Origin of the sequence: Serratia ureilytica (genome assembly GCF_013375155.1) — a bacterium.
GTDB classification, from domain to species: domain Bacteria; phylum Pseudomonadota; class Gammaproteobacteria; order Enterobacterales; family Enterobacteriaceae; genus Serratia; species Serratia ureilytica.
In genome coordinates, this window is sequence record NZ_JABXOF010000009.1 from 139090 (window position 1) to 165737 (window position 26648).

General features: G+C 60.2%; 22 protein-coding genes and 1 tRNA gene. 5 read left to right on the forward strand and 18 right to left on the reverse strand.

Annotated elements, in window-relative coordinates; genetic code table 11:
* Positions 1-390: 390 nt before the first annotated feature.
* The 8 genes from chiA to HWW83_RS17470 all read right to left on the reverse strand — a co-directional run bounded on the left by chiA (position 391) and on the right by HWW83_RS17470 (position 9355).
* A complete protein-coding gene (gene chiA / locus HWW83_RS17435; protein ID WP_033645062.1) occupies positions 391-2082 on the reverse strand; it encodes a chitinase ChiA in 1692 nt (563 codons plus the stop codon).
* A gap of 426 nt (positions 2083-2508) precedes the next feature.
* Positions 2509-2585, reverse strand: a tRNA-Pro gene (locus tag HWW83_RS17440).
* A gap of 120 nt (positions 2586-2705) precedes the next feature.
* Positions 2706-4037 carry an MFS transporter gene (locus tag HWW83_RS17445; protein ID WP_033645063.1) on the reverse strand — a complete coding sequence of 444 codons (1332 nt, stop codon included), beginning with the start codon at positions 4035-4037 and terminating at the stop codon, positions 2706-2708.
* 95 nt (positions 4038-4132) lie between these two features.
* Positions 4133-5677, reverse strand: a complete 1545-nt coding sequence (gene uhpB / locus HWW83_RS17450) for a signal transduction histidine-protein kinase/phosphatase UhpB (RefSeq protein WP_033652277.1) — start codon at positions 5675-5677, stop codon at positions 4133-4135.
* Positions 5674-6264, reverse strand: coding sequence for a response regulator transcription factor UhpA (uhpA, locus tag HWW83_RS17455; protein ID WP_033645065.1), 591 nt, complete (start codon positions 6262-6264; stop codon positions 5674-5676). The genes uhpB and uhpA overlap by 4 nt, the downstream gene beginning before the upstream one ends.
* A 119-nt stretch (positions 6265-6383) precedes the next feature.
* Positions 6384-8078 (reverse strand): kdo(2)-lipid A phosphoethanolamine 7''-transferase, encoded by a 1695-nt coding sequence (gene eptB, locus HWW83_RS17460; protein ID WP_033645066.1) that lies wholly within the window; start codon positions 8076-8078, stop codon positions 6384-6386.
* A gap of 226 nt (positions 8079-8304) precedes the next feature.
* Entirely contained in the window at positions 8305-8730 is a 426-nt protein-coding gene (locus HWW83_RS17465) for an organic hydroperoxide resistance protein (protein ID WP_004934114.1), read from the reverse strand.
* 160 nt (positions 8731-8890) lie between these two features.
* Complete coding sequence (locus tag HWW83_RS17470) at positions 8891-9355, reverse strand: MarR family winged helix-turn-helix transcriptional regulator (RefSeq protein WP_033645067.1); 465 nt, start codon at positions 9353-9355, stop codon at positions 8891-8893.
* 97 nt (positions 9356-9452) lie between these two features.
* Here HWW83_RS17470 and HWW83_RS17475 point away from each other — a divergent pair, with 97 nt between their 5' ends.
* Positions 9453-10052 carry an HD domain-containing protein gene (locus tag HWW83_RS17475; protein WP_033645068.1) on the forward strand — a complete coding sequence of 200 codons (600 nt, stop codon included), beginning with the start codon at positions 9453-9455 and terminating at the stop codon, positions 10050-10052.
* Here the strand turns inward: HWW83_RS17475 and HWW83_RS17480 are convergent, their stop codons facing one another.
* From HWW83_RS17480 to bglF, 3 genes are all read right to left on the reverse strand, one after another.
* Entirely contained in the window at positions 10053-11423 is a 1371-nt protein-coding gene (locus tag HWW83_RS17480) for a carbohydrate porin (protein WP_369825824.1), read from the reverse strand.
* Between the two features lie 150 nt (positions 11424-11573).
* Complete coding sequence (locus HWW83_RS17485) at positions 11574-12977, reverse strand: glycoside hydrolase family 1 protein (RefSeq protein ID WP_033645069.1); 1404 nt, start codon at positions 12975-12977, stop codon at positions 11574-11576.
* A 14-nt stretch (positions 12978-12991) separates the two neighbouring features.
* Positions 12992-14857 (reverse strand): PTS beta-glucoside transporter subunit IIABC, encoded by a 1866-nt coding sequence (gene bglF / locus HWW83_RS17490; RefSeq protein WP_101453645.1) that lies wholly within the window; start codon positions 14855-14857, stop codon positions 12992-12994.
* Between the two features lie 660 nt (positions 14858-15517).
* Between bglF and HWW83_RS17495 the strand changes: the two genes are divergently transcribed.
* A complete protein-coding gene (locus HWW83_RS17495) occupies positions 15518-16267 on the forward strand; it encodes an NAD-dependent epimerase/dehydratase family protein (RefSeq protein ID WP_033645071.1) in 750 nt (249 codons plus the stop codon).
* 32 nt (positions 16268-16299) lie between these two features.
* Here HWW83_RS17495 and HWW83_RS17500 read toward each other — a convergent pair whose 3' ends face one another.
* A complete protein-coding gene (locus HWW83_RS17500; protein WP_033645072.1) occupies positions 16300-17466 on the reverse strand; it encodes an MFS transporter in 1167 nt (388 codons plus the stop codon).
* 377 nt (positions 17467-17843) lie between these two features.
* Between HWW83_RS17500 and HWW83_RS17505 the strand changes: the two genes are divergently transcribed.
* Positions 17844-18944: an alkene reductase gene (locus tag HWW83_RS17505; protein WP_176589454.1), complete on the forward strand. Its 1101-nt coding sequence runs from the start codon at positions 17844-17846 to the stop codon at positions 18942-18944.
* Between the two features lie 386 nt (positions 18945-19330).
* A complete protein-coding gene (locus HWW83_RS17510) occupies positions 19331-19501 on the forward strand; it encodes a hypothetical protein (RefSeq protein WP_162837995.1) in 171 nt (56 codons plus the stop codon).
* A gap of 64 nt (positions 19502-19565) precedes the next feature.
* Here the strand turns inward: HWW83_RS17510 and HWW83_RS17515 are convergent, their stop codons facing one another.
* From HWW83_RS17515 to HWW83_RS17540, 6 genes are all read right to left on the reverse strand, one after another.
* Positions 19566-20078, reverse strand: a complete 513-nt coding sequence (locus HWW83_RS17515; RefSeq protein ID WP_046688035.1) for an Mpo1 family 2-hydroxy fatty acid dioxygenase — start codon at positions 20076-20078, stop codon at positions 19566-19568.
* Positions 20079-20149: 71 nt separating this feature from the next.
* The gene (locus HWW83_RS17520; RefSeq protein WP_033645075.1) at positions 20150-20593 is read right to left on the reverse strand and encodes a universal stress protein; all 444 of its coding nucleotides are present in this window, start codon (positions 20591-20593) and stop codon (positions 20150-20152) included.
* Between the two features lie 21 nt (positions 20594-20614).
* Positions 20615-21388 (reverse strand): siderophore-interacting protein, encoded by a 774-nt coding sequence (locus HWW83_RS17525; RefSeq protein ID WP_033645076.1) that lies wholly within the window; start codon positions 21386-21388, stop codon positions 20615-20617.
* Positions 21369-22814 (reverse strand): efflux transporter outer membrane subunit, encoded by a 1446-nt coding sequence (locus HWW83_RS17530; RefSeq protein WP_033645077.1) that lies wholly within the window; start codon positions 22812-22814, stop codon positions 21369-21371. The genes HWW83_RS17525 and HWW83_RS17530 overlap by 20 nt, the downstream gene beginning before the upstream one ends.
* Complete coding sequence (locus HWW83_RS17535; RefSeq protein WP_103101699.1) at positions 22811-23854, reverse strand: HlyD family secretion protein; 1044 nt, start codon at positions 23852-23854, stop codon at positions 22811-22813. The genes HWW83_RS17530 and HWW83_RS17535 overlap by 4 nt, the downstream gene beginning before the upstream one ends.
* Positions 23855-23895: 41 nt before the next feature.
* Positions 23896-25431, reverse strand: coding sequence for an MFS transporter (locus HWW83_RS17540; protein ID WP_176589455.1), 1536 nt, complete (start codon positions 25429-25431; stop codon positions 23896-23898).
* A 140-nt stretch (positions 25432-25571) separates the two neighbouring features.
* Here HWW83_RS17540 and HWW83_RS17545 point away from each other — a divergent pair, with 140 nt between their 5' ends.
* Positions 25572-26474 carry a LysR family transcriptional regulator gene (locus HWW83_RS17545; protein WP_063918233.1) on the forward strand — a complete coding sequence of 301 codons (903 nt, stop codon included), beginning with the start codon at positions 25572-25574 and terminating at the stop codon, positions 26472-26474.
* Positions 26475-26648 lie beyond the last annotated feature (174 nt).

Below are 26648 nucleotides of genomic sequence, written 5' to 3' on the forward strand. Positions count from 1 at the left end.
TGGGGTGTCGTCAATATAACCAGTGGGGATTTACGCAGACTGTGAGAAACAGCAAACAAACATAAAAAAAACCTTTTGTTAACAGTTCCAGCATGAAAATTTATGCTAAGCGGTCATTTTTAGCGCATTGGTCTGACCCTGATAAATTTACTGGTTTTAAACTCCGCTAAAAAACCCCAAAACTTTGTTGCTGAACGATGAATATCTGAACGGTTATTTTTGTGATCGCCGTTAAAGACAGAAGGAAATGCTGAAGGATTACCCAAAAGGGTGAGTCCGATGAGCGCATTTTTCGCCGGGCAGGCCCACAATCTGTGCGGCGTAAAAAAACTTTCGGCGGCGAAAAAGCCGGGGGCGAAAGGATATCCCCCGGCAACGCACTGCAACCGATTATTGAACGCCGGCGCTGTTGCCCAGGCTGGCGTTCATGCTGTTGAGAATATCACCGTTGTCCGCGTCGATCTCCCAGGAGAATAGGCCGCCCAGCTGCTTATCCAACACGTACTTGCCTTTGGCCTGCACCGAGCGGGCATCGTCAAAGGTGATCAGATCGCCGGTGGAAGGTTTGAACACGTAAGGCGCTTCCGCCGTGGCGTCGTAGGTGTACTGCCACTCGCCGCTCATGAACTGGCTGGCGATCTGGCGGTAGTCCACGATGCCGTTCTCCCAGGTGCCTTTGACCGGCCCGGTGGCGGTGCCGGTGAACGGAATGTTGTTCTGGTAGCCGTTCACCCCGGTCCAACCGCGGCCATACATGGCGGTGCCGACCACGATCTTGCCCGGCTTGACGCCCTGCGCCAGCAGCGCATTCACGCCGTTCACCGTGGTGTAGGCGGTGTCCGGTTTCCAGGCCGGCGCATTCAGCGCGGTCTGATGCCCCAGGTTTTTCAGATCGAAGGCGCCGTAGAAGTCGTAGCTCATCAGGAAGATGTGATCCATCGAGTTCTGCGCGACGTTGTATGCCACCTTGTCGATCTTGTCCTTGCCGGCGCTGATGGCGGAGGTCAGCTCATACTTGCGGCCGGTTTCCGCCGACAGCTGATCCAGCATCGCCCGCAGTTCTTTCATCAGCAGCACATAAGTTTCCCCGTCCTGAGGGCTGCCCAGATTCGGGTTGGCGCCTTTGCCGCCCGGGAACTCCCAGTCGATATCCACGCCGTCGAAGAACTTCCAGGTCTGCAGGAACTCTTTCACCGAGCCGACGAAGCGATCGCGCTTCACCTTGTCGCCCATGAAGAAGAACGGGTCGGACAGCGTCCAGCCGCCGATCGACGGCAGGATTTTCAGATCGGGACGCGCCTGCTTCAGCGCCATCAGCTGGCCAAAGTTGCCCTTGTAGGGGTCATCCCAGGCGGTGACGCCCTTCTGCGCTTTTTGCAGCGCGGCGAACGGATCGTGGATGGAGACTTTGAAATCCTCGCGGCCCTGGCAGGAGCGCTGCAGCGCCTGGAAGCTGCCTTCAATCTCTTTCAGGCTGTCGTTGATGCCGTTGCCGCCGCAGATCGGGATAAAGCCGTACAGCAGGTGAGTCAGGTTCTGCGCCGGGATCTTGTCGACGGTGAAATTGCGCCCGTAAACGCCCCACTCGACGAAATAAGAACCGACCACTTTGCCGGAGTTCTGTTTATACGGTTTATTTTTTTCCAGCAGCGGCTCTTTCAACGGCGCCAAATGGCTGCCGTCGGTGTCGGCCACCACAATTTCAGTGGCGTCGCTGGCGGTGCAGCCGTCGGCATTGCACAATGCCACCTGCATTTGATAACGGCCGCCTTTATTGACTTTAAAATTCGCCGTACCGGAAGAACCGGTTGAAGGGCCGCTCCACGCCTCTTTGCCATTTAATAAAATCTTGGCCGTCGTGCCCGCATCGCCATTCCATAAATTCCAGGAGACGGAAACATCGGCGGCATTTTTTACCTTCACCAAATTATTATAAGCGGTAGCCGCCTGGTCAACTTCAACGATGGCGAACTTGGTGTTGCCCCAGGCGATGGTCGGCTTGCCCGGCGCGGCGGCCTGCGCCGCGGAACACAGCGTGCTGCCGATCAACAGCGCCAACAGCGGTTTATTAAATTTGCGCATAACTGATTCCTTTATTCCGAGAGGATAAACATAAAAGAGTTAATCGTCGCTACGCATTGCCGAAGCGAAAAAATTCCGCAATAATCCACGAAGATTAAAGTCAACAAATAAAAACAGCGTTTTTCCACGTAACGGAAAAAAATCATTCCCGCCGCGTACATTCAGACTATAAATAAAAAAGGCGTAAAAACAAGAGCGCTATCAACTGGGTTTTATTCAGCAAGCGTGAATTTATTTAAATATGAGAAAAAGAACCTAACTGGAATAAGGAGTTTGAATTAATTAAGCGTAAAGGATAAATATATTTCACGAGGCTGGCGGATTGACACGTGCCATAAAGCGAAGCCGGTCGTATCGTAGGAGGTGCTCATCCTCATAAACCGCAGGCGAAAAAAAACCTGCTTTAAAAGCAGGTTTTTCGAATGGTGGTCGGCGAGAGAGGATTCGAACCTCCGACCCACTGGTCCCAAACCAGTTGCGCTACCAAGCTGCGCTACTCGCCGATGCGGGGCGCATCTTACTGCTGGCGGTTATAGGCGTCAATCACTTTTTTTCCCCTGCATTTCAAGTGGTGATAAAAGCGCCATAATGCGCTGCGCCGGGGGTTGCGCAGCGCATTTTACTCAGGCTTTGGCGGTTTTCAGCACCGGCGTCTGCGCACGCAGGAACGGCAGCAGGAACAGCGCCGACAGGCAGGCGGCGATGGAAATCACCACAAAGAAACCGTTCCAGTGCCAGATTTCCATCACCCGCGCGATCGGGTAGCCGGACAGCGCCGCGCCCAGGTAGGCGAACAGGCCGACGAAACCGGTCGCCGCGCCCGCCGCATCTTTATGCGAGCACTCCGCCGCCGCCATGCCGATCAGCATCTGCGGGCCGAAGATGAAGAAGCCGATAGCGAAGAAGCAGCAGGCCTGCAGCAGGTAGGTGACGCCCGGCATCAGCCACAGCGCCGCCACCGACAGGAAGATGCCGATGGCGAAGATCAGGTTCATCGGGCCGCGGTTGCCGCGGAACAGCTTGTCGGAACCCCAACCGGCCACCAGCGAACCGATAAAGCCGCCCACTTCAAACAGCGAAATGGCCGAGTTGGCGGTCATCAGCGAATAGCCCTTTTCCTGCGTCAGGTAGAGGTTGCCCCAGTCGTTGATCGCGGTGCGCACGATGTACACCAGCACGTAAGAGACCGCCAGCAGCCAGATGTACTTGTTGGTCAGCACGTAGCGCTTGATGATCTCGCGGTTGCTCAGCCCCTGGCCTTCCGATTCCTGCACCAGCTCCATGGCGTCGTTGCGCCATTTGCCGACGCTCGGCAGCCCCAGGGTGGAGGGCTTGTCGCGCAGGCGCCAGCACATCAGCAGGCCGAGCACCACGCCGATGATGCCGGGGATGATCATGCCGTAACGCCAGCTGAAGTGCAGCGAGATAAAGCCCACCAGCAGCGGGATCAGCGCGCCGCCGACGTTGTGCGAAGTGTTCCAAATCGCCCACCAGCTGCCGCGCTCGGAGCGCGAATACCAGCTGGTGAGGATTTTGGAGCACGGCGGCCAGCCCCAGCCCTGGAAGAAGGCATTGAGGATCCACAGCGTGCCGAGCATCAGCAGCGAAGAACTGAGGCCGAAGAAGATATTCAGCACCCCGGTCATGATCAGGCCCAGCCCCATAAAGTAACGCGGGTTGGAACGATCGCTGATCATGCCGGAAATGAATTTCGAGCAGCCGTAGGTGATGTAGAACAGCGTGCCGAGGATGCCGACGTCGGACATCGTCAGGCCCAGATCGCTCAGCATCGCCGGCATGATGAAGTTGAAGCTTTTGCGCGTGAAGTAAAACGCGGCGTAGCCGATGTACATGGTGCACATCAGCTGGATGCGCCAGTATTTGTAGCTGGCGTCGATCTGCCGTTGATCGGTGACCTGCGGCGCATCCGGGCGGCTTTTAAGGAAAGACCACATGTGGAACCTCAGAGGATTGAATAAAGTGCCGCTATGATGCTCCCCGCGCGCGCGGGAGGCTTACGCCGGATTCCCGACGCGGTTAGGAGTTTTTCCTAGTTTTGCGCTTGCGCCGGTGAAACTGTGGGCAAGATCACACTCAAACAGGCGCCCCGCTCAGAGGTGAGCCGCAGGCTGCCGCCGAGAGCGCTGATGCGCTCCTGCATGCCGCGCAGGCCGTACCCCGGCTGATGGTGGTCCGCATCGAAGCCCACGCCGTTATCGCGGATGGTCAGGGCAATCTGCGGCGCAGCGCCTTTGCGCGGCTGCAGACGCGCGTCCAATTCCAGGCGGCTGGCGCCGGCGTGGCGGCACACATTGGTCACCCCTTCCTGGCACACCCGGTACAGCGTGATTTTCAGCGTTTCATCCAGCAGTTCGTCCGGCACCTGCCACTGCATGCTGCTCACCAGCGAGGCGTCCTGCGGCAGCGACTCCCGCAGCATCGCCGCCACCGCCGCCGACAGCGGCAGGTTGTTCAGCGCCGCCGGCCACAGCTGGGTCAGCACATCGTGCACCCCATCGTAGACCCGCAGCGCTAACGCATCGATGGTGTCGGCGCAGCCGATCACCGCCGGCTCCGGCGCCAGGCGTTTAACGATGCTGGCCTGTGTGCGGATCACGGTGATGGTCTGCCCCACTTCATCGTGCAGCTCGCGCGCCACCTCGCGCCGGGTTTGTTCCTCCGCCGTCACCAGCGCCCGGGCCAGCTGCCGGTTCTCCGCCAGCCGCAGCCGCAGCTGCTGATTCAGTTCGCGCTGGCGCTGAATACCGGCGCCCAGCAGCAGCCCGGTCAGGCTCTGGGCCAGCAGCGACAACAGCAAGTCGCGGTGCGACTCGGGCTGCGGCGGCTCGTTGACCATCAACGCCACGCCGTTGAGCAGCGTCGCCAACAGCGCGCCCTGCCAGCCATAACGGTAAGACATGAACACGATCGGGATCGCCAGGCAGAAAGGCGCAAAGCGGCGCAGCTCGGCGGCGTTAACCTGCTGCTGCAGCCAGATGCTGAATGCAAACAGCAGCAGATAGCTGGCCAGGTGGCCCAGGCGCAGCTCCACCGGCTTGTGGATCAGCCCCGGCTCCAGCGGCACCCAGATTTGGCGCGCCAGATAGTGCCACAACAGCAGGCAGGTCGGCGCGATGGTGAAACCGCCGGTCAGGCCGAGCAGCAGCGCGCGGGCGCCTTCGCCGCTCACCAGCTGCCACACAAGCGCCTGCAGCAAAGCGGCGGCGGCCACCACCGCGCCCTGCAACAGCGGCCAGCGCCATTCGCTGTCGCTCTGCTGATGGCGCAACAGCCACGGCGAGGCCAGCAGGCTGAGCAGCACCGTCAGCACCAGCACCGCCACCGACGCCCACAGCGCCGGGCCGTAGCCGTACTGGTCCGCCAGCAGCGCCATCAGCAGCAGGTCGGCCAGCAGGATCCCCGGCCAGAAACGGTACGGGCTCTGCAGCAAAATGCCCATGCGCAGGCCGAACGGGAACAGCAACAGCGCCTGCCAGGGCGGGTCGATCAGCGCGGTGCCAATGCCCCACAGGCAAAATGCGCTGGCGGCATAAATGAAGAACAGCGCCAGCTGGGTGATCAGACGCTGCGTCACAGGTTCAGCATCCGTCTGGCCAGCTCAACGTTATTGGTGATGCCCAGCTTGGCGAACAGGTTGGCGCGATGCACATGCACCGTCTTCGGCGACAGCCCCAGCGCGGCGGCGATCTCGCGCACCTCCTGGCCCTGCGCCAGCAATAGCGCGATCTCGCGCTCGCGGCGGGTCAACGGATCCACCTTCACCCGCGCCAGCTGCTGGGCGATTTCCGGCATCAGATAGACGCCGCCGCCGGCGACGGTGCGCACGGCGGTGATCAGATCTTCCGGCTTGCAGCGCTTGGAGAGAAAGCCGCTGGCGCCGCGTTCCAGCGCCATTTCCACCAGCGCCGGATTATCGTGCATCGACAGCATCACCACTCGGATGCCGGAGGGAATGTCCGCCAGCAGATCCAACCCGCTGCCGTCGGGCATCGAAATGTCGCAAATGCAGATTTCCGCCTCCAGCCCCGGCAGGCCGGCGCGCGCCTGCGCCGCGCTGCTGAACTCGCCCACTACCTGAATATCGGCCTCCAGCGACAGCAGCTGCACAAAGCCCGAACGCACAATGTCATGATCGTCGATAAACGCCACGCGCAGGGTCATGGAAATCTCCGGTTAGAAGGGGAAGTGCGCAAGTATACCGTATGCACACACTGGAATAATTGATGAAGAGAATGTATTGGCGGAAATTACCGGGTGCGCAAGGCACCCGGCGGGAGGGATTACAGGCTGGCAGGTGCCGTTTTATTCTGCGGGAGATGGCACCAGTTGTTTTTATCCACGATGCCGCCGTTCGGCGAGGTGTAGCCGAGGCAACCGAGGATGGTGTCGAACAGCTCGACGTGGCGATGCGTTCTGCCGATGCGTTGCTGCGCCTGCAGTTGCTCAAAGGCGCTGAGGTGCTGCGGGTTCTCGAGGAACTTGTCCGACGCCCACACCATCATCGGCACGCGGAATTGTTCCGGCGGCGCCATTTCGCGCGGCGTGCCGTGCAGGTGCGTATTCTCGCCGATCGACTCGCCGTGATCGGCGGCATAGAACACGATGGCCTTCTTGTCCCGCACCTGGTCGATCACATTACTGATAAAGCTGTCGGTATACAGCACCGTATTGTCGAAGGCGTTGATCAGCTGCGCCTTGGTGCAGGAGTCATCCACCCCCATGCACTCTGGCTGATAGCGCGCATAGCTGCGCGGATAACGCTGCGAGTACAGGTAGTGCGAGCCTTTGGTATGCAGGATCACCAGGTGTTTGCCCTTCGGATAACGCGCCAGCGACTCCTTCATTTCGTCCACCAGCAGCATATCGTCGACTGCCTTGCCGTCGTTGCGCTTCTCGGACGCGATCATCTCGCGGAACGAATAGTTATTCACCTCGGTGTTGTTGTAGAACCACACCTCACTCTGCATGGCGAACAGCTCGGAAGAGAAGCCCAGTTCCTTCATCACCGCGAACACGTTTTGCTCTTTCAGCGTGCGCTGCGGGTTGTCCTCGGTGCCGCCTTCGCGCACGAACATGCAGCGCAGCGACAGCTTGGTGGCGGTGTCGCACGACTCGCCGCGGAACGCCACCAGATTCTTTTCTTTCGACAGGCGCGGGGTAGTGTCGCGCTCGTAGCCCAGCATGCCCATGTGATCCCAGCGCGTGGTCTCGCCGATGATGAACACCACGTAGGTATCGTCGATGTCCGCCGGCGGCACATAGGTAAAGTGTTTGCCCGGATCGAACAGCGTGCTCTGATCCTGACTTTCGTCATAGCGGGTATAGGCGAACAGCCCCAGCGCCGACAGCCAGTTAGACGGCAGGTACGAGTGCGCCACCACGCCGCCGTAGCTCGGCAGATCGACGTTGGCGAGCTTCTCCTGCACGCTTTGCTCGTCGTCCAGCATGCGCAGCGGCAGCCAGACCAACGCTACCACCGCCAACAACACCAGCAGCGGTTTGATGCGGTGACCGGGGGTTTTCAGCTGTTCGATCAGGGTGAAGCGCAGGCTGTTTTTCCAGATCAGCAGCAGCGGCAAGGCGCTGAGCGCCACCATCCACAGCACGAAATGCAGGCCCACCACCTCTTTCGACAGATCGATATCGGTGGTCATCACCGACACCACGATGCCGTAGCCGATCACCACGTTGAAAAACGTCATGTAGTAGCTGGCGGCAACCGAAATCAGCACCAGCAGCGAGGCGACGATGCGATAAAACAGCCGGCCGCCGAGCGATACCAGCCGCATGATGAAGAACGTGAACAGGACGATAGCGATGACTTCCGTCACCGCCGAAATAAGCTTAATTCCCTGAATGCCGTGCGCCAGCGAATCAAAGCGGCGATAAAAAACGGACAGGTTTAGAAAGATGCCGATATAGATCGCTAACAATAACGATAAATTCTGCTGTGATAGCGATTTAACTTTGTTCATGTAACGCGGTGGCTCCGGGGACGGTGTAGCGGTTCTGACTCAGTCAGACACTGATTGCGGCTTCTGGTTCAGCCAACCGGCAATAAGCGTTATTTTGCGAGTAATAATCAAGAGAATTCTCACAAAACGGGCAAAATTTACCGCTTTTTTGAGCACTTTTCAGACGGGATATCAAAGAAAATGGAGGGATAAACCCTCCATTTTTTCCATGATGTCGGCAAAAAACTTACTTAACGTTCAGCGTAACGTCGATATTGCCGCGGGTGGCGTTGGAATACGGGCACACCACGTGCGCCTTTTTCACCAGATCTTCCGCCACGCTGCGCTCGATGCCCGGCAGCGAAATATCCAGCTGCACTTCGATGCCGAAGCCGTTCGGGATTTCACCGATGCCGACGGTGCCGTCGATCTTCGCTTCGGCCGGGATTTTGACCTTTTCTTTCGCCGCGACAAACTTCAACGCGCCGAGGAAACAGGCCGAGTAACCGGCGGCGAACAGCTGCTCGGGGTTGGTGACTTCGCCGCCGGCGCCGCCCATCTCTTTCGGTACGCCCAGTTTCACGTCCAACACGCCGTCGGAGGAGGTTGCACGGCCGTCGCGGCCGCCGGTTGCGGTGGCGTGAGCGCGGTAAACCACTTTCTCAATAGACATCGTTCATTCCTTCTTGCTGGTTGGCGAGATGACAACGGCCCCCGCGAGGGGTAGCCGGTCACATATATATCTTTTACGATTAAATCGTGCACTACTTATTTTTGACGCTTATTAACCAGTGTAGACCACCCCTGCCGTTCTTGCGTCCGGCGTCGGTGGGTCAAATCTGATCGATCAGGCTGCCGCGCAGCTTTTCCAGCTGCTGTTTGAGCGAGACGATCTCGTCCAGGCTGCAGTCGGTGGCGCACATCACCGCCTCGGGCACCGACTGCGCCCGTTCACGCAGCGCGCGGCCGGCTTCGGTGAGCGCGATGATCACCTGGCGCTCGTCGGTAGTGGCGCGATAGCGCACCAGCAAACCGGCGGTTTCCAGCCGTTTCAGCAGCGGCGTCAGCGTGGCGGAATCGAGGAACAGCCGCTCGCCGATATCCGATACCGTCACCCGATCGCGTTCCCACAGCACCATCATCACCAGATACTGCGGGTAGGTGAGCTCGAGCTGATTCAACAGCTTGCGGTAGACTTTGTGCAGCGCCAGGTTGGCGGAGTACAGCGCGAAACAGAGCTGCTGATCGAGCAGCAGCAGGTTCTTCGCGTTGGGTTGTTCGGTATCGGTGCTTTTCATGTGAGTGAATATAGATAGCGCACGATGTAATCGCAAGCTATTTCTTGTGAGGTATGCTACATTTTTTTCATGCAGAGGATGCCGGGAGGGAAAGGAAATGACGAATACGCTTGCAGAACGCGCGCGCCGCTACGCCACCAAGGCGCATGCGGCCATCGATCAGCGCCGCAAATACACCAACGATCCGTACATCGTCCACCCGCAGGCGGTCATGGAGCTGGTACGCAGCGTGCCGCACACCGAAGAGATGCTGGCGGCCGCCTGGCTGCATGACACGGTGGAAGACACGCCCACCACCCTCGGCGATATCGAAAGCCACTTTGGGCCGCAGGTAGCGGAGCTGGTGCGGATGTTAACCAACGTCAGCCACGCCGAGGACGGCAACCGCTTCGAGCGTAAAAACCGCGATCGGCGCCACAGCGCCAGCGCATCGCCGCAGGCCAAAACCATCAAACTGGCGGATCTGATCGACAACACCCGCTCGCTGCTGGACTACGACAGCCACTTCGCCCAAACCTATCTGATCGAGAAACAGCGCCTGCTGGAAGTGCTGACCGAAGGCGACCCGACGCTGTGGCGCCAGGCCAGCCATATCGTCGAACAGGGGCTGCTCAGATTACAGCAGCCGCCGCACAACGTGCCGGCCAGCTGGTTTGAGCACGCACGCCGGCGCTACCGCGAGAACGACGCGGCCTGATCAGAAGGTCACCACCGTTTTCAACGCCGTCACCCAGGCGTCCTGCGTTTCGCTGACGCCCGCCGGATGATGCCAGTATTGCAGGCCCGGCTGCAGCTGCAGCCACGGCGTGACGTTAACGCGGTAGTACAGCTCCGCCGTCACCGAGTGGCCCGGCACCGGCCGGTAGTTCGGATCGTGATAATCGCTGATGCCGCTCATCTCGTTGAGGTAACGCTGATTGTCTTTATAGCGGTCGCTCAGTTTCACTACCGAAACGCCCAGCCCCAGCCAGTCGTCCGGCCGCGCATCGAACAGCCCGCGATAGCGGATGCCGGTCGAAGTGGACCAGTGCAGGTAGTTGCTGCGCTGATCCCCCAGCCCCAGGCTGTAGAACACGCTCAGGCCACGGTTGACGTCATCCGCATGGCGCGTCACCTGCTGGTTGAAACCGGTATACAGGAACCAGGTGCGATCGTGGCTGCGATAGCCCTGCGGATCGCTGGCGCCCGGCCCGCCGGATACCCCTTCATAAAGATCGCGCTGGCGCGCATTGGTAAACAACACGCCCAGGTTATACACCCCCGGCAGCTGGTTGACGGCGTGGGTTTTCAGCTCCAGCTCCATCGGCAACAGGAAGCCTTTGCTGCCCTTGGTGGATCCGCTCCAGGCGTGGCTGCGGCTGGGGGCGCTCGGGTTCTGCTCCATCACGCCGCCCTTGAGCGTCAGGCCGTCGGTCAGCTTGTATTGCAGCGTGGTGCCCCAGTAATGCACGTTCCAGTTGTACCAGGTCAACGAGTTGGCGGACTTGCCGCCGCACAGCGTCAGCGTCTGAAAATCGCAGGGGATGATCTGATCGAAATCCTGCACCTTGTTCATCATGCCGATGCGCCATTGCAGCCGGCTGTCGAGGAAGGAACGGCTGAAGGTCAACCAGCCCAGCCGGGTGATCGACTGCCCGCCAAAGCTCTCCTGCGACAGATCGGTCAGGCCGACGCGCGGATCCTGCAGCCGATCGCGGGTCAGGTTGTTGTCATGGTTGCGGTTGACGATATTGCCTTCGATCGCCGCGTCCGGAATGCCGGTCAGCGCCTGCAGATCCTGGCTGAAGGTCAGCGAAAATTGGTCGATGTACGACGCCTGTTTATCGTGGTTGTAACCGCCGCCGGCGTTATACGACAGCTGGCTGAGGTAGCCGAGATTATAGTGGAAACCGTGATCCTCTAGGATCGGCCTGATCCCCAGCATATCCCCCAACAGCCCAGGCTGCGGCGGTTCAAAGCCGAGCGCCACCCCTTCCCATTTGGCGGTGGGAGCTTCAACGTCCTTGCCGATTTGCAGCGTTTCCGCCTGCGCCTGGCTACAGAGCAGCGCCAGCGCCGCCAGGGTCATGGAACGAGGTAATAAGCTTTTCATCATTATTATATTTCTCCGCATAACGGCTGACTGCGGGCAACAGCATTCCCTGGGAGAGAATTTCCCATCATGAACAGCAGCGAATAACGTTAGTTAACGCCCGGCGCTTGCCGCCGGGCTGAAGGGTTAGCGTCGGTCTTTCAGGCTGGCGCCGTTGCTGTGGATCACATCGCGATACCAGTAGAAACTCTTCTTGCGGCGGCGCTCGAGGCTACCGTTGCCGGCATCGTCTCTGTCGACGTGAATGAAGCCGTAGCGCTTCGACATTTCGGCCTTCGAGGCGCTGACCAGATCGATCGGCCCCCAGCTGGTGTAGCCCATCACCTCGACGCCGTCGTCGATCGCCTCGGCCACCTGCACCAGGTGGTCATTGAGGTAGTTGATGCGGTAGTCGTCGTTGATGCTGCCGTCGGCCTCGACGCGGTCTTTGGCGCCCAGCCCGTTCTCGACGATGAACAACGGCTTCTGATAGCGGTCGTACAGCACGTTGAGCAGGTAGCGCAGCCCGATCGGGTCGATTTGCCACCCCCACTCCGAACTGGCCAGGTGCGGGTTCGGCACCATATCGAGAATGTTGCCGCGCGCCGTTTCGTACTGCTCCGGGTCGGCGGTAACGCAGCCGCTCATGTAGTAGCTGAACGAGATGAAGTCGATGGTTTCGCGCAGCGTTTGCCGATCTTCCTCGGTGATCGCCACCTGAATGCCGTTTTCACGGAAGAAACGCTGCATGTAGGCCGGGTAATAGCCGCGCGCCTGCACGTCGCCGAAGAACAGCCAGTCGCGGTTTTGCCGCTGGGTTTCCAGCAGATCTTCCGGCTTGCAGCTCAGCGGATACAGAATGCCGCCCAGCAGCATGTTGCCGATTTGCCCCTCCGGCACGATCTCGTGACAGGCCTTCACCGCTCTGGCGCTGGCCACCAGCTGATGGTGGATCGCCTGATAGACGGCGCTCTTGTCGCTCTCTTGCGGCAGGCCAACCCCGGTGAAGGGCGCGTGCAGCGACATGTTGATCTCGTTGAAGGTCAGCCAGTGTTTAACCTTGTGCTTATAGCGTTCGAACACGGTGCGCGCATAGCGCTCGAAGAAATCGATAGTGCGGCGATCGCCCCAGCCGCCGTAGCGCTTCACCAGACCGTAAGGCATCTCATAGTGCGACAGCGTGATCAGCGGCTGAATGCCGTATTTCGCCATCTCATCGAACAGCCGATCGTAAAACGCCAGCCCGGCTTCGTTCGGGGTCTCTTCATCGCCCTGCGGGAAAATGCGCGTCCAGGCGATCGAGGTGCGCAGGCACTTGAAACCCATCTCGGCGAACAGCGCGATATCCTCCGGGTAACGATGATAGAAATCGATCGCCACGTCCTTGATGCCGCTGTCGCCCGCCGTGCGCGGCGTGATGGCGCCGAAGATGCCCTGCGGCTGCAGATCGGAGGTCGACAGCCCCTTGCCGTCGGCCTGATACGCGCCTTCTACCTGGTTCGCCGCTACCGCGCCGCCCCACAGAAAATGTTGCGGAAACTTGCCGTTCATCGCTTGCTCCTCAATTAACGTAATAAAGTCAGCAGCGGCGCCTGTTCCTGCACCGGAGACAGGCCGCTGGTCAACACGTCCACGTAGTCATCGCTGTTGCTGATGATGATCGGCGTGGTGGTGTCATAGCCGGCGGCATGGATCGCCGCCTGGTCGAACTCGATCAGCAGATCGCCCGGCGCGATCCGCTCGCCTTCCCGCACGTGGGCGGTGAAATGCGCCCCGTCGAGCTTCACGGTATCGATGCCGACGTGGATGAGAATCTCCGCGCCGTCGTCCGATTCGATGCCGATGGCGTGTTTGGTTTTGAACAGCGACGCCACGCTGCCGCTCACCGGCGCCACCACCCGCCCCTGCTGCGGCGCGATCGCCACGCCTTTCCCCAGCAGGCCGCTGGCGAAGGTCGCGTCGTTCACCTGTTCCAGCGGCACGATGTCGCCGGCAATCGGGCTGAGAATGGCCTGTTTGCGGTTAAGTGGCGCGGCGGCTTCAGGCGGCGCCGTCTCTTCCGCCGGCGCAACGCCGAACAGGTAGCTGGCCAGCGCGGCGAACACAAACGACAGCAGAGTGCCGCCGATCGCGCCCCACACCGTGGCGTCAATGCCGCCGTTGGGAATGATTTGCGCGAAGGTGAACACGTTCACCAGGCCGAACGAGTAGACCGAGGTATGGAAGTAACCGATCACCGCCCCGCCCAGCGCGCCGCCGATGCAGCCGAAGATGAACGGACGCTTGTTCGGCAGGGTGACGCCGTACACCGCCGGTTCGGTGATGCCGAAAATCCCGGCGCCGATGGCCGAACCGGACAGCGCCCGCAGCTTGGCGTCGCGGGTGCGCAGCATCACGCCCAGCGTAGCGCCAACCTGCCCCATCACCGCCGGCAGCAGCAGCGGCACCATGGTGTCGCGCCCCAGCACGCTCAGGTTGTTGATCATCAACGGCACCAGCCCCCAATGCAGGCCGAAGATCACGCACACCTGCCACATCGCCCCCATGAAAGCGCCGGCGATGATCGGGTTGAAGGCGTAAATGGCCTGATAGCCGTTGGCCAGCAGATGGCTGAGCCAGGTCGCCGCCGGGCCGATCAGCAGGAAGGTCAAGGGCACGGTGATCGCCAGACACAGCAGCGGCGTGATGAAATTGCGCAGCGCGCTGTGGATCACCCGGTTAAGCAGCGGCTCCAGACGGCAGGACACCCAGGCCGCAAAGATGATGGGGATCACCGACGAGCTGTAGTTGATAAAAGTCAGCGGAATGCCGAAGAAATATTCGCGCACCGCGCCCGGCTGTTGCGCCGCCTCGAACGCCGCCATCATCAGCGGATGCGTCAACGCGCCGCCGATCGCCATGGTGACGAACGGGTTGCCGCCGAATTTTTTCCCGGCGGTGTAGCCGAGCATGATCGGGAAGAAATAGAACAATGCGTCGCTGGCGGCGAACAACATTTTAAAGGCGCCGCTGCTTTCCAGCAGCCAGCCGCAGGCCAGGCTCAGCGCCAGCAACCCCTTCAATACCCCCGAGGCAGCCATCACCCCGAGCAATGGGGTGAAGATGCCGGAAACCACGTCGATAAAGCGGCTGAGCAGATTGTCTTTTTTACCGTCCGCATCGCTGCCGCTCGACGCGCCTTCGGCCAACCCGCCGACCCGGTTGACCGCGTCGAACACCTCGGCCACGTGGTTGCCTACCACCACCTGAAACTGGCCGCCGCTCTCCACCACCATGATGACGCCCGGGTTTTTCTTCAGCGCTGCCGCGTTGGCGCGGCGGTCGTCACGCAGCTTGAAACGCAGGCGGGTGGCGCAATGCACCAGGCTTTTCACATTGTCGCGGCCACCGACGCCGGCCAAAATCTCACTGGCTAATGTGTCATATTTCATACGGTTATCCTTAGACTTCGCGTTCTGCCGATCCCGCATTTGCGCTGGCCTGGCGCAGGAGCGAAATTCGGCGCAAAAAAAAACCTAAACCTCGCGGCCTCTGCCCCATCGGGGAACAGAAACGCGAGGTTTAGGTTTTGCCTGCCGCAGCAGTAACAACCCTAAATCGGTTGAGTTATGACGTTAACACCGCAGATTTTAGCGGAGCAAGGCTTTGCGACGGCAAATTGCCGAACTGTGATCGCAAAGGCAAAACGGCCTCAATGCGCGAAATAATGCATGCCGCCCTCTACCGGGATCACTGCGCCGATGATATATCGCGCGAGCGATAGAGAGGGATGAGAGAGTATCGCCCGGCCTCACGTCAAAAAAACATAAGATTAACTAACCTAATAATTCACTATCAAGCTAAAGCGAAACACGCATTTTCCAGCGGCCAATCGGCTTTTCTGGCAATATTCGCAGCCATTAAGGCAAATACATCGCCAAACCTCATCGAATATTGTTATCATTCCACGATATTCACCCGCGTAAAAATCACCGTGCGCAATTGAATACGGCAAATAAACATCAGAATAACTAATTAAAACAACTAGACAAAAATCACACGGGGGATTATTACTGGTCAACGCTTAATCGAGAGTAGGGATGACAGTCACCATGGTGTTGCGTACTGATGTAGGACGGATTTTGATTACCGGCGCCGGCGGCCGAGTCGCCACCGCGTTTCGCCAGGCAGTGGGCGATCGCTATGCATTGCGGCTGGCGGAACGAGATCTCGCTCTGTTGCGCGATCGCCGGCCCGGCGATGAGGTCATCAGCTTCAACATCGCCGATCTCGACGCCTGCCGTGAGGCCTGCGCCAATATCGACACCGTGTTGCACCTGGCCGCCGATCCGGCTCCCGACGCCGATTTTTGCGGTTCGCTGATGGACAACAACATTCTCGGCACCTTCAATATCTTCCGCGCGGCGAAAGACGCCGGCTGCCGCCGGGTAGTGTTCGCCAGCAGCGCGCAGGCGGTGGAAGGCTACCCGCTCGATTATCAAATCCGCCCGGATGACGCCCCGAAGCCGAAAAATCTGTACGGCGCCAGCAAGGCGTTCGGCGAAGGCATCGCCGCCTATTTTGCCCATCAGGAGGGGCTTTCCGCCCTGTCGGTACGCATCGCCAACTTCACCACTCTAAGCCGGGGCGAACAGCTTAGCGCCCGCGACATGAGCGCTTTTCTCAGCCATCGCGACGCCGCCGATCTGCTGGATCGCTGTATTCGTGTCGAAGGGGTGCAATATGCGGTGGTGCACGGGGTTTCCAATAACCGCTATACGCGTTTGTCGCTGGAAGAGACCCGTCGCCTGCTCGGCTACGCCCCGCAGGACGATGCGTTCAGCCAGCTCGGCTTTGAGTGAGCGCGGCGGGGAACCCCGCCGCACGTTATCGTTTACCCGTTGGCGTAGGCCACTTTTTCGGCCTGACGGTGGGTGAACAGCACCAGCAACAGCGCCAATCCGGCAATAATAGCCCCCATCACCGGCACGAAGCTGTATCCCAGCCCGGCGGAGACTACCGCGCCACCGGCGGCGGCGCCCAGCGCATTGCCCAGGTTAAAGGCGCCGATGTTGACCGAGGACGACAGGCCCGGCGCTTCGCTGGCGACACGCATCACGCGCATCTGCAGCGGCGGCACCACGGCAAAGGTCGCCGCACCCCAAATCACCATGCTGACCGCGGCGCCGATTTCACTGCGCGCCAGGAACGGGATCACCAGCATAATGACCACCAGCAGCAGCAAGAAACCCTTCAGCGTCGCGCTCTCGGAGCGGTCGGCGAATTTACCGCCCAGGTAGTTGCCGATGGAGAAACCGACGCCGATCAACACCAGCATGACCGTCACGAACAGCGGCGTCGCATCGGTGATGTGCTGCAACACCGGCGAGATATAGGTATAGAGCGTGAACATCGCGCCCGCGCCCAGCACGGTCGTCAGCAAGGCGGACAGCACCTGCGGGCGCACCAACACCGACAGCTCGCGTTTCACATCAGGGCGTGCGCCGGCGCTGCCTTTCGGCAACGAGAACCACAGCCCCAGCATGGCGATCACGCCCAGCCCTGCCGTCGCCAGGAACGACATGCGCCAGCCGATGGTTTCACCCAGCCAGGTCGCGGCCGGCACCCCGCCGATATTGGCGATGGTCAGGCCCATAAACATGGTCGCCACGGCGCTGGCCTGTTTCTCTTTCGGCACCACGCTGGCGGCCACCACTGAACCGAGGCCAAAGAACGCGCCGTGGTTCAGGCTGGTGATGATGCGCGACAGCATCAGGGTGGTGTAGTCAGGCGCAACCGCCGACAGCACGTTACCCAGGGTAAAGATCGCCATCAGGAAGATCAGCGCGCTTCTGCGCGCCCGGTGAGAAAGCAGCAACGTCATCAGCGGTGCGCCGACCATCACGCCAACGGCGTAGGCGCTGATCAACATGCCGGCCATCGGGATGGAGACGTCCACCCCTTTGGCGATCGTCGGCAGCAACCCCATCGGGGAAAACTCGGTCGTGCCGATGCCGAACGCCCCCACCGCCAGGGCTAATAAGGGAAAGTTAATTTTCATTCAACAACTCCGGTTAACCGCTGCCGAAGCGCGGGAAAGTTAAGATGCCAAAAGTATGACATTGATCACACCAAAGATAAGCAGGCGGAAGGCTAAAAGACTTTTGCGATTTTGTTAAAAATCGTGGGGAAAACAGCAGCCGACTCTATCTCAGCCACGCGCCGACAGGCAATAGCCGCCGTCGCCCGTGCGCACATCGGGTTCATTCTCGCCACCTGGCCCACCCGCCATACCGGCTCACCGGCGGCTGCCGCGACTATTGAACACAGAGCAAAAGTGTTTTTTTATTGTGCGCGTTTTTAGAATTAAACGACGAAATATAATGGCCTCAGCAAAACATCATCGCCCTACGGCCTAATTCACATGAGGGAAGCGTCATGCTTTTTGACTCGTATTCTTTAAACGGTTTATCGCTGAACAATCGCATCGTCATGCCGCCAATGACCCGTTCACGGGCCGGCGCCGGCGACGTCGCCACCGACATGATGGCTGAATATTATGCCCAGCGCGCCAGCGCCGGGCTGATCGTCAGCGAAGGCACGCATATCAGCCAGCAGGGCCAGGGTTATGCCTGGACGCCCGGCATTTACACCCCGGAACACATCGCCGGTTGGAAAAAAGTCACCGACGCCGTACATCATGCCGGCGGCAAGATCTTCGCGCAGCTTTGGCACGTCGGCCGCGTGTCGCATACCATTTTACAGCCTGGCCACGCCGCGCCGGTCTCCTCCTCCGCCATCCAGGCCGACGGGGTCAAGGTGTTCGTGGATGTCGAAGGCCGCGGGCCGGAGCATGGCGTGGGTGAAATGGTGCAGCACTCCGCACCGCGCGCCTTAACGCGGGAAGAAATTCCGGCGATCGTCAACGACTACGCCCAGGCGGCCCGCAACGCCATCGCCGCCGGTTTCGACGGCGTAGAGCTGCACGGCGCGAATGGCTATCTGATCAATCAGTTTATCGACTCGCGGGAGAATCAGCGCGACGACGAATACGGCGGTTCACTGCAAAATCGCCTGCGTTTCCTACGGGAAGTGGCGCAGGCGGTGGCGGACGCCATCGGCAAAGAGAAACTGGGCGTGCGTCTGGCGCCGCTGACCACCCTGATGGGCTCGCAGGACGATACCCCGGAAGCCACCTATCTGGCGGCGGCCAGCGTGCTGAACGATATTGGCGCCGCTTACATTCACATCGCCGAAGCGGACTGGGATGACGCTCCGGTGATGCCGGCGGCGTTCAAAGAGTCGCTGCGCCTGATTTTCCGCGGCACGCTGATTTACTCGGGCAAATACACGCGTGAACGCGCTGAAGAAGCGCTGGCCAAAGGCTGGGCGGATCTGATCGGCTTCGGCCGCCCGTTCATCGCCAACCCGGATCTGCCTCACCGCCTGCAACACGGGCTGGCGCTGAATGCGCCAATCAAAGAGAAATTCTTCGGCGGCAGCCGGGAAGGCTACACCGATTACCCGACGATCGGGTAAATATGTTCAGCCCCCCGAGCCTGCAAGTGCGGGGGGCTTCGCTGACTTGGTAAACAACGCTCTTCTGAATAAGCGACATAACCCAGATTTTCAGTGTCCGCACGATAAATAAAAAATAAATCGAAAACCTTAGATATAAAATAATAAATTAAACATTTTCATTGCAATTTTTTATTAGAATACAAAAAAAACAAAACATATAAAAACAATATAAATTGAAATAAAAACAATGAAACCAAGAAAAATGAAAACTTAAAACACAATATTAAATCAAAATTTAAACACATAACCCGTATTGACCGAACAGGGTTGAATATATACACGAACGTGTAAATATCTTTCTGAACAGCGCTACTGTGGCGCTGTATGGATTAAGGAAAGATCTTATGTCTAAATCACCTATTGGCACTACAGCCACGACAGGGCAAAAATGCCCGGAAAGCGGCGTCTGGGAAGTGGTTGGCAAACCCTCAACCACAGCGCCAATCGCTAAAGGCAATATCATGCCGCCTTATGGCGGCAAAGGGGTCACCTGGAAATTGATCCAATACGCATAATCCGTCATCTTCAGGCCTCTTTTTTCAAAAGGGGCCTCGCAGAAAAATCCTATGACGCCTTATTTTATACCCTCCCGTTGCGCACTTTGCCCGATCGCATTTCGATGTTCCGCTGCAGTTCGCGCAGCCCGCCGGCCAGGAAGCAGGCTTCTGCCAGCACGAACAGCGGGCCGATGATCAGGCCCGTCACGTCGTCCATAAACGCCGGTTTTCGTCCCTCCCAGAAATGCCCGACAAACTGAAACAGCCAGCCGATGACGAAGCCGCCGATGCCGACGCTCAGCCACGCCGTCGTCGACAGCGACGCCACCCAGGCACCGACCCCGAGGCACAGCAGCAGCAACGCCAACATCATGACGCCAAGCCGCAGACTCAGCCGCAGGTAATAGAGAGCCGACACGATCACCACCGCGCAGGCCGGCGAAAACGGCAGCCATCCCGCGCCCCATGCCGGCCGGGAGAGCAGCGCCAGCAGGCTGACGACGATCAGGGGGATGCCGATAAAGTGCGTGACGATATTGCGCGCATCGCGATGATAGGCGGCATAAGCGGCAAGTTGATCTTCCAGACTTCGCATGTTGACCTCCGGTATGTACGGCCTTCGTCGCCGAACGCGTGCAGCCGCATGCGGCTGCCCTTACCCATAGCTTAGCGCGGGATCACCAATACCGGTTGGCCAATCTCATCCAGCAGGCCACGCGTGACGGAGGCGTTCAACCAGCGCCCCAACGAAGACAGGTGGCGGTGCGAGATGATCAGCAAATCGCAGTTGAACAGCGCCATCTGTTCCGGGATCACCTCGATGGGCGTCCCCGCAGCCAGCAAGCCCTGGGCGTTGAAACCCTGCTGTTTCAGCGCCCGCGTCACCTGCCCGACCTGCTTTTCCGCCAGCGCCTCTTCCCGTTGCGCGGCGGGATACTCCTCGCGCTCCTCGCTGTCGAAACGCAGGCCGCTACGGCTGAGCGTGAAGGCATTGTCCACCACCGTCAGTACGATCACGTCGCCGATGCTGCCTTGCAGGCGCGCCATAAAATCCAGGGCATTGCCGCTGTGCTCAAAGCAGTCCACCGCCAATAACACTCTCTTAATCATAACAATCCTCGTTCGGCTGAGTTAAATCGCGCCCTTGAAGTTGGCTTCGCCCTTTTTCCAATACCCCTTGGCAAACAGCGCCGCACGGGAGACGCCCATTTCGTTGATAAAGCGCGCCTTCAGGTATGCGGCGATCTGCTGCTCGCAGGCCAGCCACACCTGCCCTTCGCCGGGCGGCAGTTCGCAATGGCTGACGGCCTGCACCAGCGGGCTGTTCATCACGCTGTCAAAATGGCGCGTGCGAATTTGCCAGCTGTTCACCTGCAAGAAGGAACAATCGACATCCTGAATCTCCTGCGCATCGCCCACTTCGGCGAACCACAGCACCGGCAACGGGTCGGACAGCGAGGCGAGAATGGTGCGCATGGCGGGCAACGCGGTCTCATCGCCCAGCAACAGCAGCCAGCGAGTTTGCGGCAACAATCGGAAGCCGCCGGAACAAGGGCCGGCGAACCCCAGCTTGTCGCCCGGCATCGCGTCGCGCGCCCAGTTCGACGCCGGGCCTTCGCCGTGCAGTACCATATCGATATCGAAGGTGCGGGCGAGTTTGTCGATGCCGCTCAGGGTGTAAGCCCGCCCGGCCAGCGTGTCGCGCCACGGGAAGAACACTTTGACCCAACTGGCCGGCTCCTGCGCGCGCGGATCGGCGATAAACTTATCCACATCATCGCCGCTCAACGTGATGCGACGGATCCGGGCGGTGACTTGCCGCACGGCGCTCACCCGGGCCTCCCGTTTGCGGCGGGTGTCCCTTTCCAGCATCTCGTCGACAATCTTATTCAGCGTGTTGTGCATCAGCCTTCTCCTGTGGCGCCGCAGACGGGTAGGTGTGTTCCCAGCCGCCGCCCAGCGCTCGATAGATATTCACCACGGCGATCGCCGTCTCCTCCTCTGAAACAATTTGCGCGGACTGCAGATCCAGCAGCGCGCGCTGCGTGCTCAGAACGTGGATAAAATCGCTGGCGCCGTTCAGATAGCTGTCGCGCGCCAGCGCAAACGCGTGTCGGTTGGCGGCCAGCGCCTCGGCCAGGTGCGTCTGGCGGCGCTGCTGGGCGCGATAACCGGCAAGCGCGTCGTCAATCTCGTGCCAGGCGCGCAGCACCGTTTGCTGGTAGGCGATGGCCATTTCCTGCTGCCGGTATTCGCTCAGGCGCACCCGTTGGGTGATTTTCCCCCCGTCGAACAGCGGCAAATACAGGGCGGGGCCGATGGCGAAGGTATGCGTGGACCAACTGCCCATATCCGCCAGCGCCAACGCCTGATAACCCGCATTGCCGGTCAGCGTGATGCGCGGGTAGTAGTCGGCGGTGGCGACGCCGATCTCGGCGGTCGCCTGATGCAAACGCTCCGCCGCTTCGCGAATATCCGGCCTGCGCAGCGCCAGATCCGACGGCACCCCCATCGGCACGGCGCGCGCCAGCGTCGGCAGCGGCCCCGTCGGCGACAACATCGCTGTCAGCGCGCCCGGTCGCTCGCCCAACAGCAGGCTGATGGCGTTGATCAAGCGTTCCTGCCGATCGAACAGCGCCGGCAGCAGGGCATCCACCTGCGCCAACTGCACCTGCGCCTGATCGACATCCAGTTCGTTGCCCGCGCCGCTCTGATAACGGTTTTGCGTCAGCTGCAGCGTGCGCAGCGCCGTAGTGCGGTTTTCCTGCGCCACCGCCAGCTGTTGCTGCGTGGCGCGCAGGCGCAGATAGTCGCTCGCCACCTCCGCCGTCACCGACGTCAGCAGTGCGCGCCGGTTCTCCTGCGAAGCGGCGAAGCTGGCGCGCGCACTTTCCGACGCGCGACGCAGCTTGCCCCACATGTCCAGCTCCCAGGTGGCGCTGGCTCCGCCGCGCCAGAGGTTATAATCCGCCTCTCCGCCGTTGCCGGACGGATCCATGCTGCCCACCGAGGTGGCGCGTTGGCGCAGATAAGCGCCGTCCAGACTCAGATCCGGCATCAGCGCCGCCTCCGTCACGCCCAGCAAGGCGCGGCTTTGTTGCATGCGCGCCGTGGCGAGCTGCAGATCCAGGTTGCCGGCCGCCGCGCGCTGCACCAGTTGCGACAGCGACGCATCGTTGAATATCGACCACCAGGCCACCGGCAGCGCCCCGCCGCCGGCCTGCTCCCCCCAGCTTTCGGGCAGCGCGTTCTGCGGCCGAGCGTAGTCCGGCCCTACCGCCCGGCAGCCGCTCAGCGCAATCAGCAGCAGCGGGATCACGACTCTGTTCATTGCAGGCCCCCGTCCAGCGTATTGATGCTGACGTCCGCAGACATGCCGACGCGCAGGGCGCTCAGCAAAGTGGCGTGCTCTTTGTTGATATCAAACACAATCTTCACCGGGATGCGCTGAACGATCTTGGTGAAGTTGCCGGTGGCGTTCTCCGGCGCCGCGGCCGCGAAGCTGACGCCGGAAGCCGGCGCGATGCTGTCCACCAGCCCTTTCAGCGTTTGGCCGGGAAAGGTATCGATATGGATGTCTACCGACTGCCCGTGCGCAATGTTTTCCAACTGGGTTTCCTGGTAGTTGGCGATGATGTACAGCTTGTCCTGCGGCACGATGGCCAGCAGCGCATCGCCCGGTTTGACGAACTCCCCGACCCGTAGGCTTTTCTTGCCGATCACGCCGCCGATCGGCGCGGTGATACGGGTGTAAGACAGGTTCAGCTCGGCCATCGCTTTCTTCGCCTGCGCCAGCATCAGCTCGGCATCGCTGTCCGCCAGCTTGGCTTGCAGCACCTGCTCCATGTTTCGCGCCGCTTTGAGCGTCGCCTCCGCCTGCGCCACATTGGCGGAAAGCGTGTGCACCCGCGTTGTCGCCTGCTGCGCCGCCTGCTGCGACCCCGCACCGCTGCTGGCCATTCTCTGGTAGCGGTTCTGCTCCTGGCGCGCAAACGCCAGCTCCGCCTGCGCCGCCTGCCGCTCCGCCAACGCGGCGGCGATCAGCGCGCTCTGTCGGGTCAGGTTGGCCCCAGCGTCGTCCTGGCGGGCGCGGGCGGATTGCTCCTGGGCCGTCGCCTGCGCCAGCGCGACGTTGAATTCACGCGGGTCGATCACCGCCAGCAATTCCCCCTGTTTGACCCACTGGTTGTCCCTGACCAACACCTGCGCAATTTCACCGGCAATCTGCGGTGAAATACGCGAGATATCGGCGCGAATATAGGCGTCGTTGGTATTCTGCTGTGTTTCTTTAATAAAGAACTTATTGATTAATAACCCCAGCGTAATGACGGCAACCGCCAATACGGCAACGGCGACTTTCTTGTTAGCCATAAAAGTGACTCCACTTAATATTTATGTCTGATGATAAAATGTCAGGCAGCGACCGAACGCGGCGGGTAAATACGGGTCGGCATAACTAAAATCAGCGCGGTCAGTAATAACGCCAGGCCGGCAACCAACAGATAAAGATCGGCGCTGGCCAGCACGTGGCCCTGCCGGGCGGCAAGCTGCGCCAACTGCTCCGCCGATCCCGATGCGCGGCTATAGGCCGAGCCGAAGCCGTCGGCGATCGTACCGGCGTGATAATCCCCGCGCTGCCGGCTGAGCAGTGCGATGGCGCCGCCGGCCGCGGTGGCGGCGAAACCTTTCACCGCGTTGAACCAGGCCGCCGCAAACGGCCCGTCGGTCGGCAACAGCCCGCCGGTCGCCTGCATCAGCAGGGGGATGATCGCCATCGGTTGAGCGATCGCCTGCAACAGTGCGATAACGCGAAACGTGTCGCCGTTCCATTCCGGCGTCAGCTGGGCGGCCAGCACGCAGGCGGTGGCCATCAACAGCAGGCTGATCGCCAGCACCCAGCGGCAATCCACCCGCGGCGTATTGCAAATTATGGCGACGATCGGCAGCGTAATTAATTGCGGCAACGCCACCCACAGCATTAAGTCGGAGGTTTGTTCCTGACGGTAACCCTGAATCGCGGATAAATATCCCGACGTGATATTGACCAGCGACACCATAATTAACAGCACGCCACCCAGCGTAATTAAGGAGAAGGACAAATTCCTTTTGCTTAATAGCTGTAAATTAAAAAAGGGCAGCGGGTGGTACCATTCGTTAATCAGAAATAACGCCAATAATCCGCCGCCACCCAATAATAAAACGTAGATCAGCGGCGAATTCAGCCAGTCGAGCCGCTCCCCCTGTGAAATGCCCACCGTCAGCATGCCGAGCGCCATGCCGCCGAGCAGCAGGCCGCGCCAGTTGAACTGCCGCAGGCGCTCCAGCCGCAGCGGATCCTGTGGCAGACCGTAGCCGATGCACAAGGCGGCGATCGCCATCAGCGGCAGGTTCCAGTAGAAATACCCGCTCCAGCCCCAGTGAAAGGCGAAGGCGGCGGCGGTGGCGCCCAGCGTGGCGCTCCAGGCCGAGACCCAGCCGTAGGCGCCCAGCCCCAGCACCTTGATCAGCGGCGGCATAAAACGCAGCACCACCGTCATCAGCATCGGCGGCAACGCGCCGCCGGCGAAGCCCTGCAGGCTGCGCACCGCCAACAGCGCGCCATATTGTTCTCCCAGCCAGGGCGTCAGCAGCCCGCCGGCCAGATAAATGCCGCACATCGTCAACGCCACCCGGCGCAGCGAAAAAGTCGGCCAAAAACAGGGCGTGAACCCGGAACCGATCACAAAACCGGTGACGTAACAGGTAGTCAGCCAGCTGCCGGCATCGAAGCTCAGCAGCATGCCGCCCTGTATGTCCGCCAGCGCGAACTTGCTGGCGTTTTCCCCCACGCCGCTGGCCATCACCGCCAAAAACACGCCGAACAGCCCCAGCCAGGTGCGGCCGTTGATTTCACCGGCGCTGGCGAGCCATCTATTCTTGTGATGCGGCGTAACAGACACCTCAACCATTCCCCACTCCTGCTGTTTCAGCCTCAATCTTTGTTGTCGTGGGCAGTATCCGGGCTTATTTGGATTGTTTAAAATGAAATGATGTAATTAACTAGTTGCACAAAACGCAATCCATCACGCACGCCACGACCGGAGAGGCCATGCCGCAAAAAATTGATTTCAATCTGATCTATGCGCTGAATCTGCTGCTGGAAGAAGGGAGCGTGAGCGGCGCCGCCGAAAAGATGAACCTGAGCGCGCCGGCGATGAGCCGCATTCTGGGGCGCATCCGCCGGCAGTTCGACGACCCGATCATGGTCAGGGCCGGCAAGCATCTGGTGCCGACGCCGCGCGCGCTGGAATTGAAACGCCAGCTCGGCGAGATCATCGAGCAGGCCGCCGCGCTGATCGCACCGAATGATGCGTTCGAACCCGGCAGGCTGACCAGAACCTTCACCATTCGCGCCAACGACATCTTTATCGGCGCGCTGGCGGGCGGATTGCTTGAGACGCTGCGGGAATCGGCGCCGCTGAGCGGCCTGAAATTCATCGCCGAAAGCGACGGCGAGGATGACGCGCTGCGCAGCGGCAAAGTGGATCTGGTGATCGGTTCCTCACGCGACTGGCACCCGGAAATCAAGACGCAGAGCCTGTTCACCAGCACCTTTCAGGCGCTGGTGCGGCCGGGGCACCCGATCATCGGCCGGGTAACGCCCGAAACCCTGACCCATTACCCGCATATCAGCGTCTCCCGCCGCGGGCGCACGCAGGGGCCGATCGACGATGCGCTGCGCGATCTCGGCCTGCAGCGCAACGTCGCTCTGACCCTGCCGGGCTTCCATTCAGCGATGATGCTGACCATGAAATCGGACTTCATCCTGCCGCTGCCGCGCCACGTGCTGCAGGGGGTGAGCAACATCCACCTGCCATTGGCGGAGATCGAGCTGCCGCTCGAGCTGGAGTCGGTGTTTATCGTGCAGGCCTGGCATCCGCGCCTGGATCGCGATCCGGCGCACCGCTGGCTGCGGCAGACCATCAAGCAGTTCTTTTTGCAGCGGGAGTGAGGGGGCTATGTGTTGGGGAGAGGGACGCTCGCGACAGAACCCAAATACGCCTGCCAGATAAGCCGGTAATATGGCATTTTGCCGAAGCCCTGCGCATACTCATACGTCTTGGGTAAACCGCGCAACGCGGGCAATGGCATCGATATTCCATTTCGCCAAGCACGAAAACAGAAA

What these genes read in the sequence shown, in the direction of transcription:
- chiA (WP_033645062.1), bottom strand. Translation starts at nt 2,082, where the DNA reads ATGCGCAAATTTAATAAACCGCTGTTGGCGCTGTTGATCGGCAGCACG.
- HWW83_RS17445 (WP_033645063.1), bottom strand. Translation starts at nt 4,037, where the DNA reads ATGTGGTCTTTCCTTAAAAGCCGCCCGGATGCGCCGCAGGTCACCGAT.
- uhpA (WP_033645065.1), bottom strand. Translation starts at nt 6,264, where the DNA reads ATGACCCTGCGCGTGGCGTTTATCGACGATCATGACATTGTGCGTTCG.
- eptB (WP_033645066.1), bottom strand. Translation starts at nt 8,078, where the DNA reads ATGAACAAAGTTAAATCGCTATCACAGCAGAATTTATCGTTATTGTTA.
- HWW83_RS17465 (WP_004934114.1), bottom strand. Translation starts at nt 8,730, where the DNA reads ATGTCTATTGAGAAAGTGGTTTACCGCGCTCACGCCACCGCAACCGGC.
- HWW83_RS17470 (WP_033645067.1), bottom strand. Translation starts at nt 9,355, where the DNA reads ATGAAAAGCACCGATACCGAACAACCCAACGCGAAGAACCTGCTGCTG.
- HWW83_RS17475 (WP_033645068.1), top strand. Translation starts at nt 9,453, where the DNA reads ATGACGAATACGCTTGCAGAACGCGCGCGCCGCTACGCCACCAAGGCG.
- HWW83_RS17480 (WP_369825824.1), bottom strand. Translation starts at nt 11,423, where the DNA reads ATGACCCTGGCGGCGCTGGCGCTGCTCTGTAGCCAGGCGCAGGCGGAA.
- HWW83_RS17485 (WP_033645069.1), bottom strand. Translation starts at nt 12,977, where the DNA reads ATGAACGGCAAGTTTCCGCAACATTTTCTGTGGGGCGGCGCGGTAGCG.
- bglF (WP_101453645.1), bottom strand. Translation starts at nt 14,857, where the DNA reads ATGAAATATGACACATTAGCCAGTGAGATTTTGGCCGGCGTCGGTGGC.
- HWW83_RS17495 (WP_033645071.1), top strand. Translation starts at nt 15,518, where the DNA reads ATGGTGTTGCGTACTGATGTAGGACGGATTTTGATTACCGGCGCCGGC.
- HWW83_RS17500 (WP_033645072.1), bottom strand. Translation starts at nt 17,466, where the DNA reads ATGAAAATTAACTTTCCCTTATTAGCCCTGGCGGTGGGGGCGTTCGGC.
- HWW83_RS17505 (WP_176589454.1), top strand. Translation starts at nt 17,844, where the DNA reads ATGCTTTTTGACTCGTATTCTTTAAACGGTTTATCGCTGAACAATCGC.
- HWW83_RS17510 (WP_162837995.1), top strand. Translation starts at nt 19,331, where the DNA reads ATGTCTAAATCACCTATTGGCACTACAGCCACGACAGGGCAAAAATGC.
- HWW83_RS17515 (WP_046688035.1), bottom strand. Translation starts at nt 20,078, where the DNA reads ATGCGAAGTCTGGAAGATCAACTTGCCGCTTATGCCGCCTATCATCGC.
- HWW83_RS17520 (WP_033645075.1), bottom strand. Translation starts at nt 20,593, where the DNA reads ATGATTAAGAGAGTGTTATTGGCGGTGGACTGCTTTGAGCACAGCGGC.
- HWW83_RS17525 (WP_033645076.1), bottom strand. Translation starts at nt 21,388, where the DNA reads ATGCACAACACGCTGAATAAGATTGTCGACGAGATGCTGGAAAGGGAC.
- HWW83_RS17530 (WP_033645077.1), bottom strand. Translation starts at nt 22,814, where the DNA reads ATGAACAGAGTCGTGATCCCGCTGCTGCTGATTGCGCTGAGCGGCTGC.
- HWW83_RS17535 (WP_103101699.1), bottom strand. Translation starts at nt 23,854, where the DNA reads ATGGCTAACAAGAAAGTCGCCGTTGCCGTATTGGCGGTTGCCGTCATT.
- HWW83_RS17540 (WP_176589455.1), bottom strand. Translation starts at nt 25,431, where the DNA reads ATGGTTGAGGTGTCTGTTACGCCGCATCACAAGAATAGATGGCTCGCC.
- HWW83_RS17545 (WP_063918233.1), top strand. Translation starts at nt 25,572, where the DNA reads ATGCCGCAAAAAATTGATTTCAATCTGATCTATGCGCTGAATCTGCTG.